Below are 16,743 nucleotides of genomic sequence, written 5' to 3' on the forward strand. Positions count from 1 at the left end.
ATGACTCGGTGTTTTGCTGGCCGGTGTTGGAGTCGACAGCCGACAACCGAAGGGCGTCAGGTTTGTTCTTCTAAGTGTTTATGATGCATATTAAATATATGTGATCCTGTGTTGTCTCTTTTTTTCTATATTTTATAGTTCGGAAGGTTGTTTTCTAGCTAATAACCCCCATAATGTTTTGTTTATGGCGGTTATTAGCTGGAAAAGTTGACCTATGGCTATAGATAAGAATCAGGAAACAGAGAGTTGGCTTCATGAAAATCCGGACTGTGTACATCGAGTTCAGCTGAATTCTCTGGATAAATTCAGGCTGATCAATCCGTTAGTTTTTCCTTTTATCTCTGAATCTTTTGTTACATTAATAGGTAAGAAAATAGACGGGGAGGTTGTCACAAAAGATTTGTTCTTCAGTCCAGGGTTATTGGATGAGCTTGCCAGGTCTGAGCCTTGCAAATGGGGTTGGGCTTTGAGAGAGACTGAGTTATTACCTTCTGATATTCAGCACTTTCAGCTATTCCCTTCGGACAATCTTCATCTGGATAAGACTGGAAGTTTTTTTTCTACTGGATGTCAGGGTTTTCAAGATAATTTGGATTTAAAAGATAAGTTAGGCATCTCTGTTTTAGGTCGGAGGGCAATAAATAGTCATATTAAAGGTGTCTTAACTCGTTTTCTTGGTTCTGTAAACTTGTCAGATAAGAAAAGAAGGCAAATTGCTGAATATGCTATCCTGGTAAAAAGATTATTCTCTTCAATGCATATTGAGGATTTTGGAGTGAATCGTTCAAGCCGCGAGCTGGGCCTGACTCCTAATGACCGTCTTCAGATTTTGCAACCATCAGAAAGGCCTAAGACAATTGCTGAATATCAGCAATATTCTTCCTGGAGTGTTGCCCATACTAATAAAGTACTGGAGCTTTTTGAGTCAGCCGGGTGGCTGATCCGGGAGTTACCACCGGAGAATCCTGAAGGCCTTGGAAATATTCAATTAGGTAAAAGGGTTCGATTACTCCCCCGCTTTTTTACTGATTTTTTCCAGGCGGATGAAAAAAAAGTAAAAGAAATATATGACTCCATTCAGAAAAATTCTGAGAGGAGGAGAATTATCCTGCAAGACTTTTTCAATGATTGTGCAAATCTCATCAGATTACGTCAACGTCTGGAAAAGGAGAGGGCTACTCATTACGATGCCCTGAAAAATCCTTCAGAAAATACTGTTTCAGAAGAATTTCATAAGGTAGTCATTAGCCATCTTAATAGGGTTCTTGGGAAGAACAAAGGTGGCAGACCTGCTCGTTCGGTCACCGTGAAAAAGAATATGGAGTCTGATTTGCAACAGAATAATTGTCAATTACCTGGCGTGCCTGTATTTTCATTATCATCAGATTTTGAAAGACTGACTTGCCCGTTACTCATGAGAGAGGGCCTTTTCAATCAGACACTGGAAGAAACGACCCGGCTGTTGCAAATCCCCAGAGGGATGATATTACAGGTTATGCTGGGTGCTCTGTCTGTTTCCTGCCAAAGGTGGTTGAGAGTCAGGTGCCCAAGAGGCAAAAAGGGCAATACTAACTTATATTTGCTGACGGTAGCTGATTCTGGTGGGGGTAAAAGCAGATTAGAAAATGCGTTTTTTGGCCCGATAACAGATTACAATGAGAAACTTTTCGACTCTCTGAAGGCGGGCGATAAGTATTATGAAACAGAACTTGACTTATGGAAAGAGGATGAAAAAGAGCTGAAAAGGCAATACAGGAGGGCCTCTTCAGAGGAACGTGAGGATCTTAAAGAAAAACTGCTTAAGCATAACCGGGAGAAACCTGATACTCCGCTTCCATTAGATTTCTTCTTCCAGGATGCAACAGAAAAAGCTCTGTTAACAGGTCTTCAGAACAGATGGAATATGGGCTTTCTCTTGTCAGGTGAGGCCGACAATATTCTGAATGGTTATTTATTCAGACAATCCACAGCTCTGAATGAGTTATGGGGGAGTGGCAACTGTATAGTCGATCGGGTTAAAGAAAAAATTACTCTCAGGAATACACTTTTCTCAATCTGTTTACAGACTCAGCCTGTATCGTTCAGAAAGTTCATGGATCAACGCGGGAAAAAATACAGTGAAGATGGTCTGTTTGCCCGTATATTGACGGTTATATCTGATATTCCATTTGGTAAAAGAAGTATGCTCCCTCTGGATGAACCCAATCATTCTCCTTACAAAGATCAGTTTAATGAGCGGGTCTTACAGTTTTTGTCTCTTGGACTGACAGATTCTCCGGAAGAAAGAGTTCTGTCATTCTCCCCGGAGGCAGAAAGGCTCTGGATTGACTACACCTGTCTCATTGAGTCTCTGATGAGTAAGGAGCATAACGCTCCTTTATCTGATATGACCGGGTTTGCATCAAAAATTATGGAGCAGGCATCACGTATTGCGGCCTTAGTTCATATTGCAAACTCCGATGATGATGAAATTAGTGCGGATTGCTTCCAGTATGCTATGACTCTGATGCAGGGATACGCGTGCGTATTCCGGGAGCATATTGCTGCTACTCATGATCTGGTGAATAAAGCGGATAAGGCGTTCAGTAAAATGCTTTCGCTTTATGGCGAGCATACTAATTTGAATGCATACGGGAATATCAGGATTTTCCGAAAAGATCTTTATTCTAAAGGCATTGTCCGGAGCAGTGAAGAAGCAGACCAGGTACTGAGACTTCTGTCTTTCTGGGGAGTGATTTATGAAGATGAGGGAGGGTTATTATTCCAGCCTGATGGTAAACGGGGCACTCTTAAAGCAGCTTATTACAGTATGCAGGAATATTATTATTATCGACCCCATCAGATGACGATTTAATGCCGTTTCAGAAGATCTGATGGGGCAGGAAGTTGTTTTTTAGTCATGATATATGTCTGAAAAAAAATAGGGAGCGTCCGCTCCCTGTCTCATCTATATCAGTCCCCTTTCTGCAAAAGACACCGATGTTTCTCCTGTCACGATATGGTCCAGTACACGGACGTCGATCAGACTGAGTGCATCTTTCAGCTTCCGGGTAATCTGCTTATCGGACTCCGAGGGTTCAGGGAGTCCTGAGGGGTGATTATGGGCAAAGATCACAGCGGCTGCATTGGCGTGGAGTACGACTTTCAGCACTTCCCGGGGATAAACAGCTGCGCTGTCGATTGTGCCGAAAAACATCTCTTTGAACTCAATCAGACGGTGCTGGTTGTCCAGTAGCATCACCGCAAACACTTCCCTTTCATAGTGCCCCAGTCTGTACTGAACAAATTGCTTCACATGCTCAGGACTGGTGTATTCCTTATGACGGATGTACCGCTCTTCAATAATATTGGCCGCTTCTGTCAGGATTTTCTGCTCATTGTCGTTCAGGTGGGAATAGTCGATATGCATGCCTAAGGCTCCTTATGTCATTCATGCACAGCGGTGATATATGGTTCAGATTTTCTGGAATCGGGGGCACTTCGACCCATGATTTAATTCCCTGCGTTTTTGTGGATACCTGATAACCATCAGGATCATTTAATCCCCCCTGATCCCCACTATTTAAGCACTCTCCCTCATAAAGCCTCTGATTATGTGTGGTTATTCCCTTTGCGGTAAGTTGATTAATATATAGCCTTTAATTATCAATCTATACGTTAACGATAGTTACAGACTATATGAGATCAATATCACTGAGAAAATAAGACAGATCAGAACCCATACCAGAAGAGCATGATCATTCAGAGTCAGGTGAAGAAAACTTTAATTCCCTCCTAATCCTATGAGCGATAAAAACATCATAGGAATACAGACATGAAACGCAGACTACAGAGCAATAAGAATCTGTCCCTCCACTCAGTACCTGAGTTCAGAGGGTTCTCTGTACAGACCAGTAAAGGGGACCTGATCGAAGATTATCTTGAGCACACCTATCAGGTGGTCATGAGTGCTTTACAGGAGTATCCGAGAACATTCGGTATCAGGTTTGACCTCAGAATGCCCTCCAGAGCACAACAGATGCCCTGTAACGTGATCTCAGTGTTCTGTGAAAAGCTGGCAGACATCATTCTGAAAGACCGTAACAGAGTTGCCAGGGAGCAACAGTACCCGAAACCCTGCAGGGTGCGGTACGTCTGGGCCAGAGAACGTGGCCAGGAAGGCCATGATCATTATCATGTGGTGATTTTCCTGAACCGTGATGCTTACCATGTGCTGGGTGATAAATCGGCCTTAGCAGGCAACATGGCAGCCCGTATTAAACTGGCATGGGCCAGAGCCATGAGAATGGATATCGAGGATGCGGCCACAGGCGTGTATTTTCCTGACAATGCAGAGTACAGGGTCGATCAGGGAGATCAGCCAGCGATCGAAAACCTGTTTCACCGGATCAGCTATCTGTGTAAGGCAAAGACCAAAAACTACGGCGACAGACGCCGTAACTTTGGCTGTAGCCGGTACTGAACAGGCTTCAGGGCATGATCACAGAGGGAAATGATTCCCCCTGATCAGATGCCTAGCGTTATGTCAGCCGGTGCAGGTCCTTCAGAAATAACTGCAGAGAATGAAGCCTGGTTTTCAGTCTGTCATAGTCTTCAGCATGAACCTGAAGAATTGAGTAGTTATCGAATCGTCGGGAATATGACGGATATCGGAGGTTATTGTGCAGGGCATTGTATCGGGTGATGCCCAGTACATGATCTTTGAGCTGTGAGGAAACCTGATCCCTGATGACCTGCTGATCACTGATTATTTCAATGAGAAATTCAACTGCACTTTCCAGGGAGTGTGTACGGTTCTTATCTCTGAAATATTCAAGATTGGGGTTAACCAGAGTAAAGATCTTTGCCCGGATAAATTTTTCCATTGCCTGAATGACAAAATAACAGGCATGACGATACTGCTGACAAGAAGCAAGGTGTTCAGCAGCGTTTTCATCTTCTTTTGCCAGCGTCATGAACGCAGTAGAGACATTTACGTCATGTTTCAGTTTGCCGATGTGCATTGTATAGCCTTATGGATAGCGCCAGGAGATGCCTCTGGCTTGTGTTTATCAGTAGCTGGGTAAAGCGCCCTTCTCAGGGGTTACGTCTTTTTCCCTTTGCTGATAAGGCTCTGAGGTGGTCTCTCCAGTTGATTCAGTCAGATCAATGCCTGAGTCTGCAATGGTTTTACCGAGGTGCAGGAGTTGTTCTCGGGCTTCTTCCATGTCAGCCGGTGACATGTTTTTAGCTTCTTCTGAGATTCTGTCTGCCAGTGATTTGGCTGCGTCTGCTATAGATACTGATTCTGGAGCATCTGGTTCAGTAGCTTCAGAACTGTCTGTTGATCCATCAGTGACTACTTGAACTTCATCGGGGAATACCGACAGACGTTCGTTGCGACGTACTGCGTTGAACAGAGTGTAAACGTGCCGATCAATGGCGCGATCATCCTCGGGCATTACTGCCGCCGGATATCCCATGAACTTGTAGTTATGCTTCGCACAACATACCAATTCACCTTCAATCAGATTGTATGCCGCTCCGTCTGGATACCATTCTTCAGATACGTTTTCGGTGTACATGTCACGAGGAATGATGCTCGATAGCTTAAAGTCCGGGTCCTTGAAGAACTCCAGAGTCAGGTCTTCAGCTTTAAGTATGATTTTAGCCATCGTCTTAAATCTCCTTATTCAGATAGTTTCTAATATTCTTTTAACCTGAGTGGCTGAGAATGTCAGCTTTTTCCTTTGTTCTTCAGTCAGTTGACCCTGTTCATTAAGCTTTGCTGCTTTCGGGGTCATCACGCCTATCCGGTTTAATTCGTTGGCGATACCCTGCAGTGTGCTGATGCCCTGTTCCTGAATCTTCTGGATTTCCTGCAGGACCATCTGATTCCGTTTGCTGGCTCTTGCAGATCGAATAGCCCGACCTTTAGCTCTGGCTTCCTCTGTGAGTCGTGGAGCCTTTTCGTTCTGCAGTAGTATTAGGGTTACCTAGTCCCTCTTTTCCTTCCAGAGCGGCTCTTGTTCGCTCTGAGGCCATCTTTCTTTCATAAGCGGCAAACACTGCCATGAATTGAATCATGGTCTGATTGGCCTCTGGCATATCTGCACACACAAACCGCACATTGGACTTCTGCAGTTGATCAATGAACCCCACATCACGGCTGATACGGTCCAGTTTGGCCACAACCAGTACCGATCCGGTCAGTTCACACTGTTCCAGGGCTTCTCTGATCATTTCCCGGTCATTCCGGCCACCAGACTGCACTTCTATAAATTCTCTGGTCACTTCCCACTGTCGGGACTGACAGAAGTCGGTTGCTATTCTGCGCTGTGCCTCGATGCCCAGGCCGGTAATTTCCTGCTTGCGGGTGGAGACACGGATATAGATCACGGCTTTGCACATGGGGTTATCACTTTAGCAATGGGCAATTGTTAAAATGTGAAGTTAATAGAATGGAAAACGAAGGGCTATAATCATAAATATTTTCTAGTTAAATGATTCACAAGCAGATTCAGATAGTCTAAAGTTACCACTCCACTTTGCATTCATAATGGGACCATGGCCTCTACTTTAAATGTTAATAAGTTGAATCATCCCGATACCTATGATTCAACAAAAATATGTGTAGAAGTAGGGACTGCTCGTGTTCGCAGGCTGGCCTATGCTTGCTTAGATATGTGTCGGTCTGAGGAACGAAAGTGCAGACAAGCATCCGCTAATTCTTACGTAGATATGTGTCGGTCTGAGAAACGAAAGCACAGACAAACATCACCAACAAAACGGTTGAAGGAGTTCTTGCGCCTACGATTTTTATCGGAAAATATAATCTATGAAGTATCAGGGTTCTGTCAGGAATTTTCAGTATTCTTTCAGACTCTTATCGAAATAGGATTACTAAAGCGGGATCAACGCTTATCTCCTTTCCCCCCATCAACTCCTGTTGATCATTCCAAAAATCTTAACTGCCATAATATCCGTCCGGCAGAAGTCGCTTGGTACGCCCACAGTACCTGCTAATCAAAACTAGCTTTACGCGATCCAACTAAAATTTATTTTTTAATAGCTTACGCGAATATGCCTAGGGCTTTTTACGTTTGTTTTTTGCCCATGTAATGCTTTTGGATAGCATAATTCGCGACTGGATACAAAGTGACAGTTATGATTTTAGAAACAAGCAAATTATTGGCAGAGGCAAACCGCGCACAACATTCTCTACGTGACATGGGCCATGAATTATACGATCTGGCAGAGAAACTGGGAATCGTGTCCTTTAACGCGACACTCGTATTACGTACGGTGATGATGAAAAGAAACGAGGAGACCAATAAGAACGAACCATGTTCTGTGCCTCCGGATGTTCCTGTAGAAATCAGAACAATCTCCAATCACAGAGGCGGGCATTTCGACGGACCATCAGTATATCGCCGTGATGGTCAGCCTGGCGTGGCTTTCTACTCCAAGGAGAAGAAGGATATGCCTGTCGACAAGTTCCTTGTTGATGCTGCAGATGCTAAGGGCATCATCATGGCAGAGATTGATCGATATACTCGTCGATTAATTGTGGATGATCTGCTGGAAAAATCCATCCCGGTAGATGCGTCGCTATACATCGCCACTCGTAGTGCGATGTACACTTTCCGACACCAGATCTATTGGCTGGTACGAAGTGACGCATCGGAGCCAGATAAATATCGCGTGTTCATCCACGACCGTATTTTCCGGAAGGACGCTGATCCAGATGCGATGCTTCGGATTACGCGTGCAGATCTGATGAAAGGTCCTGAGCACCTGTACAACCTGATCTATTCATGAGATATGCCTGAAAAAACAGGGAGCGGCCACTCCCTGTTTTTTCTATAACTTGCATCATCGTAATTAACCGGGCTTACCGGAAGGATTGACAACTGATCCGGAAGCTCATGATGCCTGGTTTCGTGAAAAGGTGATGGAAGCTCTGGCCGATACTCGCCCACCTGTACAGCATGAACAGGTTATGGAAGATCTGCAGGAAATCATTAATAGGAAAAAGCATGGCGCTTAAGCTCGAATGGTCCGAACTGGCGGAGGCGTTAACTGAGGTGGCTCGTTTAGAGATGGAGCTGAAAGAGTCCAGAGAGGGTATAAACGTCTGCAGTAGGATCTGATTGATATTGTCCGGAAGAGGAGTTAACCGACGGACTACACTGAGAAAAATAAGAATAAGATCATGAGGTGGTTATGACAGAATATCTTCAGTATCAGGGCCAGTTATACCGGACTCACAGTGTGGTATTCCGTACGGATGATTTTACCATTTATGAGTTATCTGATGAGATCGATCTTAACGGACCGGTCAGGTTCCTGGCGTTAACCCGGAACCAGCTGATCTACAGTGTCGGAGTGCTGGAGTGGCCTGATGAGGATGTGTTGATAGAGTGCCATGGAAAGGGAAGGATCATCACTTTATAACCGTGATTAATCCCCTGTAGCCTGAATCCTGTAAAATACTCCCTGATCAGGGGATGTATGACGATCAGGGACGATCTCATACGCTTTCTTTCCGGGGTGCGGGACACGCCTGTTTTATCTCATTATCGGGTTGTCCCGGGGGCGGATGACATGGCTTCCTCTGTTCACAGTACAGGCATAGTAGTTTATCTGTCAGAGTTCTCAGGTGCTCTGCACTGACAGATCACTCTGTCAGTTCGTTTGCGCCGGATTCAACGGCCCGGATAAAATCCACGGGTGTATTCCCTTCGCTGATCAGTATCACGGGGACACCTGACAGCTCAGGATGTTGCCGGATAGTCCGGCTGAAGTCATAGCCCTCGCCTTTTTCCGTCAGTCTGCACAGAATCAGGTCTGGCTGACCGGATGGCAAGCCGGTACACAGAGCCTCTGTATCCGGATAGGCATGCAGCCTATGAGAGCTCAGCACAGAGCGAAAAGTACTCAGATCTGTCCGGGAATAACCCACCAGAGCGATTATTTTTATCATCAGTTTTTAATTCAGGCAGTGCTTATTAAACAAGTATAGTCTCTGCAGGCCTATGGGTGTTATGTTGAAGCGTCAGACATGGTGCTACAGGCATAAATGCCATAATCCACGCTTTCTGTGGTTTATGACTGAAGGGAGGAAGAATATGTTTAATCTGGTGATCAGTCTGGTGGCCGGTATGGCCGGAGTGAATTCCGAACTGGCAAAGCACTATCCACCTGCCGGCATTTTTATCGGTTGTTCTGCCGTGACGTTTTTACTCCTGGAACTTATCAGACAATGGCTCTGGCCCTCAGGGACGCCTGAGGATGCTTCTGTTCCCCGTAGAAAAGGCCGTAGAAAGATCAGAAAGAAGAAGAAACGCCGGTTGCTCAGACGCCAGTGCGCTGAAGAATATGCAGAGCATACTCTGGAAGACTGAAAAAAAGCCCGGTGACTTTCCGAGCCGAAGTGAAAAATAATAAACAGCCCCGCTCCGTATATAAGGCTGTTGCAGATCAGGAGATCCGACACTGTATGATCGATTGTAGTGAGATTACCGGTTTCCGGATACTGGATCTGAGTTGAGTGAGCCTGTTGCCATTCGGAGGCAGACGGCCTGATATTGTAATCTTCAGTAATACCCATTTTATTGCTGTGTCTTTAGGATACCTTTGTCAGCAGAGATTGCCGGAGACCAGATACTGTCAGGTATCAGATCAGGCAAAACAGTGGCTCTGACTGACCCACATCAGAACAGTCTGTGACTGTGTGGCTGAAAAGGAGTACTGAATGCGTTATTCAGTGAACCCGCATTTTGTACGTCTTTCCGCATATTATTTTCAGAGCGTCAGGGATGGCGGTCTTTTTCTGTCTGTGTGACGGGAAGACAGAACGATTACCAGAAATAATAAGAAGCCCGGTGATGAAAAATAAAAAAACAGTGCCTGATACCGGCACACTGATTTCTTCTGCAACAGAGCTGGTAGGGGACCTTTATTTCAGGGGACATCTGACGGTTGATGGCCGGATATCCGGTAATCTGATTGCTGAAGATAATGCTGAAGCCTCGGTGTTTATCAGTGATAAAGGTATCGTCAACGGAGAAGTGTTTGCTCCGGAGGTTTGTATCAGTGGCCGGGTGAACGGAAATGTCCATACCTGCCAGACACTGAAACTGACCGATACAGCGCATGTGGAGGGGGATATCTTCTATCACCGGATTGAAATGGCCCATGGTGCTCTGTTATGTGGCCGTATGGATCAGGCTTACCAGCAGGGGGATAAGATGAAGGGTAAACCTGTACGCCTCAGACCTTCCGAACAGAATAAAGTATCGCGTTTGTCGGGTACCTGAGCCGGATCATGTCGCATTTCCTGTAATGCCGGGTAATACACTGGTAATGCGATTGTATTTATTCTGATACTCAGTGAACAGAGTGTACAGGAGGGGGATGATCATGAATGCAGCACGAGTTGTATCCGGCTACGATGATCAGCCAGCCCCTCTGCAACAGCGTCAGGATGTGATGCGGGTGATTGCTTTCCAGGAACAGATACTCCCGGTTGAACAGGTGCTTTTTGAGGTCAGAGAGTTCCGTGTCTTTGAACTGAAATCCCCGGTGGAGTTATCAGGTCGCCGGTTAAAACATCTGGCGTCACCACTGACCATCAGCTGTACAGTATTGATGTCCTGCCGGGCCGCGTAAACCGCTGTCGGAATGCTTCGGGCAGGCCAGAGTACTGTGGTGCTGAAAGGATTTATATTTTCATTTCTTCAAAGTGTCAGGGATGATGGTCTTTTCTGTAACTGTTCAGCTGTTCTTCTGATACCGAGTCCCATCCATGGCGATACCCCGAAGGTCAGGGAAGACCACTTTCTCAGGAATACCGGATAAACCATATAAAAAATATGTCTTTATTGCATGCCACTCGATTATCGGGCAGGATGTTAACCTCATGCTATGAACGGAGAGGCTGCCTCTCTGTAAACCGTCAGGGATGACGGACTCTCTGATGATTTTTCTCCTCTCCAGTCTGACCATATGGTGCTTATATTCTCCGGGGCTCTCTGTTGTCCTGACAGGTATGATACTCCGGACATTACAGAATATGACTATGCTACAGGTATCCGACAGAAATAAGGATACCCGGTTTATGAGTTGTGAACAGTCCCCGATATTTTTTCTGGTCGACCATGAAAATGTCCATATCTGTGCTCAGGATATTGATAAGCTGGATTCGTCTCCGGACACTCATGTCCGGGTGCTGGTCGGCGCTGGCCAGAATAAGCTGCCAACCGATCTGGTGATAGCGGTACAGTCTCTGGGAGAGCGTGGACAGTTTATCCATCTGCGGGAGTCCGGAAAAAATGCACTGGATTTTCTTCTGGTATATACGATTGGCCAGCTGAGGGCATGTTATCCGGATGCCTCATTCTGCATTCTTTCCTCAGATAAAGATTATGATCCTCTTATTCGGCATCTGAAAGCAGAAGGCCTGCAGATCAGGAGGCAAACGCTGAGGAAAGATTATACGAGTCAGCCCTCATCTTCTCTGATGCAGAGTATCACCGGTATGTTAAGAAAAGCTTCTTCGGCCCGGCCTAAATCCGTCACTGCGTTGTGCAACTGGCTGCGCACAAAAATGCCAGGCTGTACAGATCAGGAACTGCGTTCTGTCATACGCTCTATGGAACAGAGTGATATGATTAAGGTCTCGGAAAATAAGGTGCTGTACCGGATGTAACCCGGTGACATGCTGTTCCCGGTTACTGAAGCTCTTGAATACTGTCTGGACAGACCGATTAAGATGGAATTTATCCCTGCGACAAACTACAGAGAAACACCAGAAATCAGCGTTTTTCAGGATGTCGGTTTCAGGGATGAACAACAGGACCGTTATATTGCCTGTCGTCTGGATAGCGGGTTGCTTCTCGCCGTGGCTGACGGGCATGGAGGCTGTCAGGCTTCCTCTCTTGTAGCCAGTCATCTGGCCTTAATATTTTCTGAAGAAACCGAACGGGTGAGCAGTGATGCGAGGTTGTCTGATGCCTGTGTCCGTCAGGTGATCAGAAAGGTCTTCCGGAGGCTTGATCAGCTCACGCAGGATATGGCCTGTGGTTCAACGCTGACTCTGGCATTTATTGAATCCGGATCCCGTCGGTCAGATTTTTCCCCGGCTATCAGAATTACAACAGGTCAGTTAGGCGATTCTGTCTTTGCTGTCAGTTCTGCTCCTGGACGTTTATCCTCCGCTCCGATCCATTCTGTCCGGTACCGGAAAAAAGATGTTGATATTATCCGCCAGCAGTTCAGGGATCAGTACAATGAAGACTGCCGGGTGTCCTGTGGTTATATCTACTCGTCTCCGGCCCGATATGCTGCACTGGCTCTGACGCGGGCTCTGGGAGATACCTCATTCACTCTGATTCGAAAGCCTGAAGTAAAGAGCTATATCGTGAATACATCAGAAACCATCCTGTTACTGGCGACGGACGGCATACTGAAGCCGGAGGTTCGTCCTGGCACAACGATCAGGCAGATCATGCGCAGGATACGTCAGGGGCAGTATGCAACTGAGATTATTCAGGAGCTGAAGCCTCTGGAAGATAATACGACCCTTCTGATTGCCAGAAACTTCGGTTAAACAGAGAGGTATATAGAAGGAAGATCACTTACTCTGATGTAACTTACTATCAATAAGCGCTATTTTAGAAGAGGCTGTCTGCACTGAGAGAATTGTCGGTATCAGGTGGAGGTCGCGTCTGATTCAGGGGTATATGCAGGATGTGGTATGCTGAGTTAATAGGCGATGAGAGTAATGAATAGGCAATGAGATCATGCTGTTAGATCCCAAAAACGATTATGTATTTAAGCGTCTGTTTGCAGAAGCGCCTGATTTACTGGTCTCACTGATTAATGACCTGCGACCAGACCTGCCTCAGGTGCAGGAGGTCGAAGTGCTGAACCCCAATATCGAAGCGAGTGAGCTGACCGGCAAATACATCATTCTTGATATTCTGGCGAAAGACACCGATGGGCAACAGTACAATGTAGAAATGCAGGTGAGGCGCTATAATGCCTGGGGACAGCGCAGTCTCTATTATCTGGCCAGAATGCTCAGCGACCAGCTGGATGCTGGTCGTGAGTACCACCGTCTGAAGGCCGCTGTCGGTATTCATCTTTTAGATTTTGATCTGTTTGATGAGGATCAGGCGCAAAAAGAGCAAGCGATCTGGCGTTTTGAAATGCGGGACAGCACTCAGCCAGACGTTTTGCTGGGCAATGAGTTACAACTGAATATTATCGAATTAAAGAAGGCGGATCGTCTGGGTATTGCCAGTGAAACGCTGAATGACTGGATCACATTCTTTGAACATTGGCAGGAGGATGCACTGATGGCGACTATCACCCATGAACCGATTAAGAAAGCGATGGACCGTATTCGACAACTGAGTGCCGATGATGAAGAGAAGCGCTTAGCCCTGGTGCGTGAACGAGCCTTACACGATGAGGCGACGCTGATGTATGAGGCCAGAGAGGAAGGGCGTGAAGAAGGACTTGAGGAAGGGTATCAAAAAGCTCAGGCAGAAGCTCAGGAGAAGATTGAAGCGGCTGAGTTGAAAGTACAGCAAGCTGTCCTGAAAATGTTGTCGAAAGGATTTTCAGTGGCAGATGTTGCAGACTTTTTTGATCTCACAGCAGACGCTGTTCAGCAGATACAAGAGCAAACCTCCCACTGAAATAAGTAGGGAATGTCCTGCCTAAGTAAAGCAGTGTATCTCTGCTTTACTTAAGTAGCTTGTAGACCGTCGACCGGCCTATCCCCATCTGCTTCGCGATATCTTTTGCCTCGTAAGCGGTAGTTTCCCCCTCCTGTTCAGAAGTCACTCCATCAGTCAGTCGTGAACTATTAATCAAGGAGAGCAGGCTGAACTGGCACGTCAGAAACAGAAAGAACAGAGCCGGGCTGATTCTATCGGTACAAAGACCGCACAGTGTCTGAAAATACTGGGGGCTTCGTCCGGGATTTACTCAGAAAGAACTCAAAGCAGCCTATCGAAAAAAACGATCCGAATACCATCCGGATAAGCATCCCAATGCGACCGAACAAGAAAAAAAGACTTCGGAGACCTTTTCAACTTTGTTCAGGAGGCATACGAACATCTGAGTAAATTGTAGTGGCAGAAACCTTCAGGTTAAGCCATTATTTTTTTATGGAATTGATCGCTATCGGAAATATAGGACTGTTTTGATGCGTCTGAATCTTAAGGGATTTTTTCTTTTCATGTTGCTGTCCGGCTCTGTCATGGCCGGGCCTGTCGAAGATGTGCTTCTGTTATGCCGTGGGACGGCCAGTGTCACAGCACTGTCTGACCAGATCAAAGCCTCTCAAAGAGCAGTGCTGGATCTGTCAGATAAGAAACAGTCACTCAGTGGCCATAAAAAAAAAGCGGGTTCTGTTTCAGAGCAGGATGTTATCCGCCTGTTGCAGAAACAAGGCCCTGCAGGTGACTCAGATTCTGAAACTTACTCCGCCTGTATACAGAACCTCGCCCCGTCTTTTCTGGGACGGGTGGCCAGTATCGATGGCAGAACGGTTCAGGTTTATGATCAGGGGTATCCGGGCTTTGTGAAATTACCGATCCGTCACAATGCCGAGCAGAAAAGTGAAAATGTGTCGGTGTCTCTGAATAATATTGATATCGACGATGATCAGATCCGTTTTAATTTCCGGTTTTTTAATAAGACGAATGGAAATAAGAAAGTCCGCATCACAAAAAACAGTTTCCAGCTGCTGCTGGAAGACAGCGGACAAGAACTGGCCCCGGTACGTTTTGAGGGGCTGAAGGACAGGGATCGTCAGGTCCTGCTCTCCCCGAAAAGCAGCAAGTTTATCGCGGTATCCTTCAACAACCCGAATTCAAAGGAACTGATGCGTTTTAACAGTTTATGGAGCCTACCCAGTAGTCAGATCAATATCGGATTAACGCTGATCACCCGGCCTCTGAACTTACACTGGCTACATGTTAAATCCCGGTCTTACGATTATGCCGGGCCTTTTGATGAACAACGCTAACATCCCCCGTTTTTAAAGGATCTGTTATGAAATTTGCACGAAGCTTGATTTTTAGTGCGCTGATTACCGCATCTCCTGTTTTTTCTGTTCCGGCATTCTCTGAAACTTCTCAGAATTCTTTTGTCACTACTTTGGAGAAGGCTAAGAAAGGCAATATAGAAGCTCAACATAATCTCGGCGTGATGTATCTCCACGGAAATGGTGTTAATAAAGATCTCAAACAAGCCGTATATTGGACTCAAAAGTCTGCTGAGCAAGGAAATGCAGAAGCTCAAAACAATCTTGGTTATATGTATCTCCACGGAAATGGTGTTGATCAAGATCTCAAACAAGCCGTATACTGGATTCAAAAGGCTGCTGAGCAGGGGAATGCAGAAGCTCAACATAATCTTGGCAATATGTATCTCCACGGAAATGGTGTTGATCAAGATCTCAAACAAGCCGTATATTGGGCTAAAAAGGCTGCTGAGCAAGGAAATGCAGAAGCTCAAAACAATCTTGGCGTGATGTATTTCAATAAGGATCCCAAACAAGCTGCATACTGGACTCAAAAGGCCGCTGAGCAGGGGAATACAGAAGCTCAACATAATCTTGGCAATATGTATCTCCACGGAGATGGTGTTGATCAAGATCTCAAACAAGCCGTATATTGGTCTAAAAAGGCTGCTGATCAGGGGAATGCTGAAGCTCAATATAGCCTTGGTGAAATGTATCTCGTTAATCAGGATTTCCAAAAAGCTGCTCGTTGGTTTCATAAAGCTGCTGAGCAGGGACATGCAAAAGCTCAATATAATTTTGGCTTAATGTATCTTAAGGGAGACGGTTTAAAGCAGGATATGCAACAAGCTGCTCGTTGGTTTCATAAAGCTGCTGAGAAGGGACATGCAGAAGCTCAATATGTTCTAAGCCGGATGTATCTCGACGGACACGGTGTAGAAGAAAGCCTCCAAAAATCACTCTACTGGCTTAATAAATATCTAAAGTCATTAAACTGAAACCTGCAAGCTTTGAATGAGCCGCTTGATCTGGCTATGCTCTGTACTTTCTGGCCAGATCAATCGCTTCCTCTTTCCCGATCCCCAGATACAGGGCTGTGTTTTCTATGTTGATGTGTCCCAGAATTTCCTGAACGCCTTTCAGGTTACCGCTTTCTGAGTACATTAATGTCGGGTTAACACGCCTCAACGAGTGACTTGCATACACCTGAGATTGATCTCAGCTCTGGTAAACCAGCGCTTCACAATCGCTCTGTATGCGTGTGCCGTGATGTGGGGCTTCGTTTCCCTCGAAGAGGCGTGAACAGATAATCATCACCACTTTTGTCTGTCTGTTCCAGATATTTTTTAAATATTTCAATCGTTTCCTCTTTCAGAACTCCGACAGCCACACCTTCGTTTGTCCCTTTCTTTTTTGTCTTCCTTTTGGTTTTTTTCGGCCTCAGTTTGATGGTATCGATGATCTCACCGCCTTTAATGATATGAGAGACCTGCAGGGCTAAGTACTCGCACAGTTATTTTCCGCTAAACTGAAAGGGTGATAATTGATATTTGAGAGCGTAAATATGAGATTCGTTCCTCCATTATCTGACGATGAAGTGACTGCATTAAAATCACTACATAACCATGCAGACAAACCTGCAACTCGTCGCCGTGCTCACGCCATCTTACTGAGCCATAAACAGTTCTCCATGGATCAAATAGCCCATATTCTTGATATCA

The 16,743-nt window shown here is 45.7% G+C and carries 20 protein-coding genes and 1 pseudogene; 14 read left to right on the top strand and 7 right to left on the bottom strand.

Features of this window, described 5'->3' with window-relative positions:
* The first annotated feature begins 775 nt into the window (after positions 1 to 775).
* Positions 776 to 2,854 (top strand): YfjI family protein, encoded by a 2,079-nt coding sequence (locus tag H4O21_RS18740; protein WP_182810420.1) that lies wholly within the window; start codon positions 776 to 778, stop codon positions 2,852 to 2,854.
* Between the two features lie 93 nt (positions 2,855 to 2,947).
* Here H4O21_RS18740 and radC read toward each other — a convergent pair whose 3' ends face one another.
* Complete coding sequence (gene radC, locus H4O21_RS18745; protein ID WP_182810421.1) at positions 2,948 to 3,409, bottom strand: RadC family protein; 462 nt, start codon at positions 3,407 to 3,409, stop codon at positions 2,948 to 2,950.
* Positions 3,410 to 3,814: 405 nt separating this feature from the next.
* On the opposite strand from radC, the gene H4O21_RS18750 reads away from it, so the two are divergent.
* Positions 3,815 to 4,462, top strand: coding sequence for an inovirus Gp2 family protein (locus H4O21_RS18750; protein WP_182810422.1), 648 nt, complete (start codon positions 3,815 to 3,817; stop codon positions 4,460 to 4,462).
* Positions 4,463 to 4,520: 58 nt separating this feature from the next.
* On the opposite strand, the gene H4O21_RS18755 is transcribed toward H4O21_RS18750, so the two are convergent.
* From H4O21_RS18755 to H4O21_RS18770, 4 genes are read right to left on the bottom strand one after another with little or no spacing between them, the layout of a single operon-like run.
* Positions 4,521 to 5,003: a HEPN domain-containing protein gene (locus H4O21_RS18755; protein WP_182810423.1), complete on the bottom strand. Its 483-nt coding sequence runs from the start codon at positions 5,001 to 5,003 to the stop codon at positions 4,521 to 4,523.
* Between the two features lie 48 nt (positions 5,004 to 5,051).
* Positions 5,052 to 5,654: a hypothetical protein gene (locus H4O21_RS18760; RefSeq protein WP_182810424.1), complete on the bottom strand. Its 603-nt coding sequence runs from the start codon at positions 5,652 to 5,654 to the stop codon at positions 5,052 to 5,054.
* Positions 5,655 to 5,672: 18 nt separating this feature from the next.
* Positions 5,673 to 5,870: a hypothetical protein gene (locus H4O21_RS18765; protein ID WP_182810425.1), complete on the bottom strand. Its 198-nt coding sequence runs from the start codon at positions 5,868 to 5,870 to the stop codon at positions 5,673 to 5,675.
* A 43-nt stretch (positions 5,871 to 5,913) separates the two neighbouring features.
* Positions 5,914 to 6,390 (bottom strand): recombinase family protein, encoded by a 477-nt coding sequence (locus tag H4O21_RS18770; protein ID WP_182810426.1) that lies wholly within the window; start codon positions 6,388 to 6,390, stop codon positions 5,914 to 5,916.
* 747 nt (positions 6,391 to 7,137) lie between these two features.
* Between H4O21_RS18770 and H4O21_RS18775 the strand changes: the two genes are divergently transcribed.
* From H4O21_RS18775 to H4O21_RS18785, 3 genes are all read left to right on the top strand, one after another.
* Positions 7,138 to 7,800: a hypothetical protein gene (locus H4O21_RS18775; protein ID WP_220495740.1), complete on the top strand. Its 663-nt coding sequence runs from the start codon at positions 7,138 to 7,140 to the stop codon at positions 7,798 to 7,800.
* A gap of 85 nt (positions 7,801 to 7,885) precedes the next feature.
* Complete coding sequence (locus H4O21_RS18780; protein WP_255487376.1) at positions 7,886 to 8,029, top strand: antitoxin PaaA2 family protein; 144 nt, start codon at positions 7,886 to 7,888, stop codon at positions 8,027 to 8,029.
* Between the two features lie 176 nt (positions 8,030 to 8,205).
* Complete coding sequence (locus tag H4O21_RS18785) at positions 8,206 to 8,436, top strand: hypothetical protein (RefSeq protein WP_182810428.1); 231 nt, start codon at positions 8,206 to 8,208, stop codon at positions 8,434 to 8,436.
* A 223-nt stretch (positions 8,437 to 8,659) separates the two neighbouring features.
* Here H4O21_RS18785 and H4O21_RS18790 read toward each other — a convergent pair whose 3' ends face one another.
* Positions 8,660 to 8,965, bottom strand: coding sequence for a PleD family two-component system response regulator (locus H4O21_RS18790; protein ID WP_182810429.1), 306 nt, complete (start codon positions 8,963 to 8,965; stop codon positions 8,660 to 8,662).
* Positions 8,966 to 9,110: 145 nt separating this feature from the next.
* On the opposite strand from H4O21_RS18790, the gene H4O21_RS18795 reads away from it, so the two are divergent.
* The 9 genes and pseudogenes from H4O21_RS18795 to H4O21_RS18835 all read left to right on the top strand — a co-directional run bounded on the left by H4O21_RS18795 (position 9,111) and on the right by H4O21_RS18835 (position 16,020).
* Complete coding sequence (locus tag H4O21_RS18795; protein ID WP_182810430.1) at positions 9,111 to 9,386, top strand: hypothetical protein; 276 nt, start codon at positions 9,111 to 9,113, stop codon at positions 9,384 to 9,386.
* A 483-nt stretch (positions 9,387 to 9,869) separates the two neighbouring features.
* A complete protein-coding gene (locus tag H4O21_RS18800) occupies positions 9,870 to 10,301 on the top strand; it encodes a bactofilin family protein (RefSeq protein WP_182810431.1) in 432 nt (143 codons plus the stop codon).
* 103 nt (positions 10,302 to 10,404) lie between these two features.
* On the top strand, positions 10,405 to 10,653 hold the full coding sequence (locus H4O21_RS18805) for a hypothetical protein (RefSeq protein ID WP_182810432.1): 249 nt from the start codon (positions 10,405 to 10,407) through the stop codon (positions 10,651 to 10,653).
* Between the two features lie 409 nt (positions 10,654 to 11,062).
* The gene (locus H4O21_RS18810; protein ID WP_220495741.1) at positions 11,063 to 11,692 is read left to right on the top strand and encodes a PIN domain-containing protein; all 630 of its coding nucleotides are present in this window, start codon (positions 11,063 to 11,065) and stop codon (positions 11,690 to 11,692) included.
* 63 nt (positions 11,693 to 11,755) lie between these two features.
* Positions 11,756 to 12,592, top strand: coding sequence for a PP2C family serine/threonine-protein phosphatase (locus H4O21_RS18815; RefSeq protein ID WP_182810434.1), 837 nt, complete (start codon positions 11,756 to 11,758; stop codon positions 12,590 to 12,592).
* A 193-nt stretch (positions 12,593 to 12,785) separates the two neighbouring features.
* A complete protein-coding gene (locus H4O21_RS18820) occupies positions 12,786 to 13,688 on the top strand; it encodes an Rpn family recombination-promoting nuclease/putative transposase (RefSeq protein WP_182810435.1) in 903 nt (300 codons plus the stop codon).
* A 284-nt stretch (positions 13,689 to 13,972) separates the two neighbouring features.
* Positions 13,973 to 14,116 (top strand): annotated as a pseudogene (locus H4O21_RS26355) (DnaJ domain-containing protein); the annotation flags it as partial.
* Between the two features lie 84 nt (positions 14,117 to 14,200).
* The gene (locus H4O21_RS18830) at positions 14,201 to 15,025 is read left to right on the top strand and encodes a hypothetical protein (RefSeq protein ID WP_182810436.1); all 825 of its coding nucleotides are present in this window, start codon (positions 14,201 to 14,203) and stop codon (positions 15,023 to 15,025) included.
* 26 nt (positions 15,026 to 15,051) lie between these two features.
* Positions 15,052 to 16,020, top strand: a complete 969-nt coding sequence (locus H4O21_RS18835; protein WP_182810437.1) for an SEL1-like repeat protein — start codon at positions 15,052 to 15,054, stop codon at positions 16,018 to 16,020.
* A 34-nt stretch (positions 16,021 to 16,054) separates the two neighbouring features.
* On the opposite strand, the gene H4O21_RS18840 is transcribed toward H4O21_RS18835, so the two are convergent.
* A complete protein-coding gene (locus tag H4O21_RS18840; protein ID WP_182810438.1) occupies positions 16,055 to 16,228 on the bottom strand; it encodes a site-specific integrase in 174 nt (57 codons plus the stop codon).
* Between the last annotated feature and the right edge of the window lie 515 nt (positions 16,229 to 16,743).

The sequence above is a fragment of the Oceanospirillum sediminis genome, from assembly GCF_014164585.1.
GTDB classification, from domain to species: domain Bacteria; phylum Pseudomonadota; class Gammaproteobacteria; order Pseudomonadales; family Halomonadaceae; genus Oceanospirillum; species Oceanospirillum sediminis.

Excerpts from the sequence above, each read along its gene's own strand:
- H4O21_RS18785 (WP_182810428.1), top strand. The coding sequence starts at position 8,206 with ATGACAGAATATCTTCAGTATCAGGGCCAGTTATACCGGACTCACAGT.
- H4O21_RS18770 (WP_182810426.1), bottom strand. The coding sequence starts at position 6,390 with ATGTGCAAAGCCGTGATCTATATCCGTGTCTCCACCCGCAAGCAGGAA.
- H4O21_RS18755 (WP_182810423.1), bottom strand. The coding sequence starts at position 5,003 with ATGCACATCGGCAAACTGAAACATGACGTAAATGTCTCTACTGCGTTC.
- H4O21_RS18830 (WP_182810436.1), top strand. The coding sequence starts at position 14,201 with ATGCGTCTGAATCTTAAGGGATTTTTTCTTTTCATGTTGCTGTCCGGC.
- H4O21_RS18795 (WP_182810430.1), top strand. The coding sequence starts at position 9,111 with ATGTTTAATCTGGTGATCAGTCTGGTGGCCGGTATGGCCGGAGTGAAT.
- H4O21_RS18805 (WP_182810432.1), top strand. The coding sequence starts at position 10,405 with ATGAATGCAGCACGAGTTGTATCCGGCTACGATGATCAGCCAGCCCCT.
- radC (WP_182810421.1), bottom strand. The coding sequence starts at position 3,409 with ATGCATATCGACTATTCCCACCTGAACGACAATGAGCAGAAAATCCTG.
- H4O21_RS18820 (WP_182810435.1), top strand. The coding sequence starts at position 12,786 with ATGCTGTTAGATCCCAAAAACGATTATGTATTTAAGCGTCTGTTTGCA.
- H4O21_RS18760 (WP_182810424.1), bottom strand. The coding sequence starts at position 5,654 with ATGGCTAAAATCATACTTAAAGCTGAAGACCTGACTCTGGAGTTCTTC.
- H4O21_RS18835 (WP_182810437.1), top strand. The coding sequence starts at position 15,052 with ATGAAATTTGCACGAAGCTTGATTTTTAGTGCGCTGATTACCGCATCT.
- H4O21_RS18790 (WP_182810429.1), bottom strand. The coding sequence starts at position 8,965 with ATGATAAAAATAATCGCTCTGGTGGGTTATTCCCGGACAGATCTGAGT.
- H4O21_RS18815 (WP_182810434.1), top strand. The coding sequence starts at position 11,756 with ATGGAATTTATCCCTGCGACAAACTACAGAGAAACACCAGAAATCAGC.
- H4O21_RS18800 (WP_182810431.1), top strand. The coding sequence starts at position 9,870 with ATGAAAAATAAAAAAACAGTGCCTGATACCGGCACACTGATTTCTTCT.
- H4O21_RS18765 (WP_182810425.1), bottom strand. The coding sequence starts at position 5,870 with ATGGTCCTGCAGGAAATCCAGAAGATTCAGGAACAGGGCATCAGCACA.
- H4O21_RS18750 (WP_182810422.1), top strand. The coding sequence starts at position 3,815 with ATGAAACGCAGACTACAGAGCAATAAGAATCTGTCCCTCCACTCAGTA.
- H4O21_RS18810 (WP_220495741.1), top strand. The coding sequence starts at position 11,063 with ATGCTACAGGTATCCGACAGAAATAAGGATACCCGGTTTATGAGTTGT.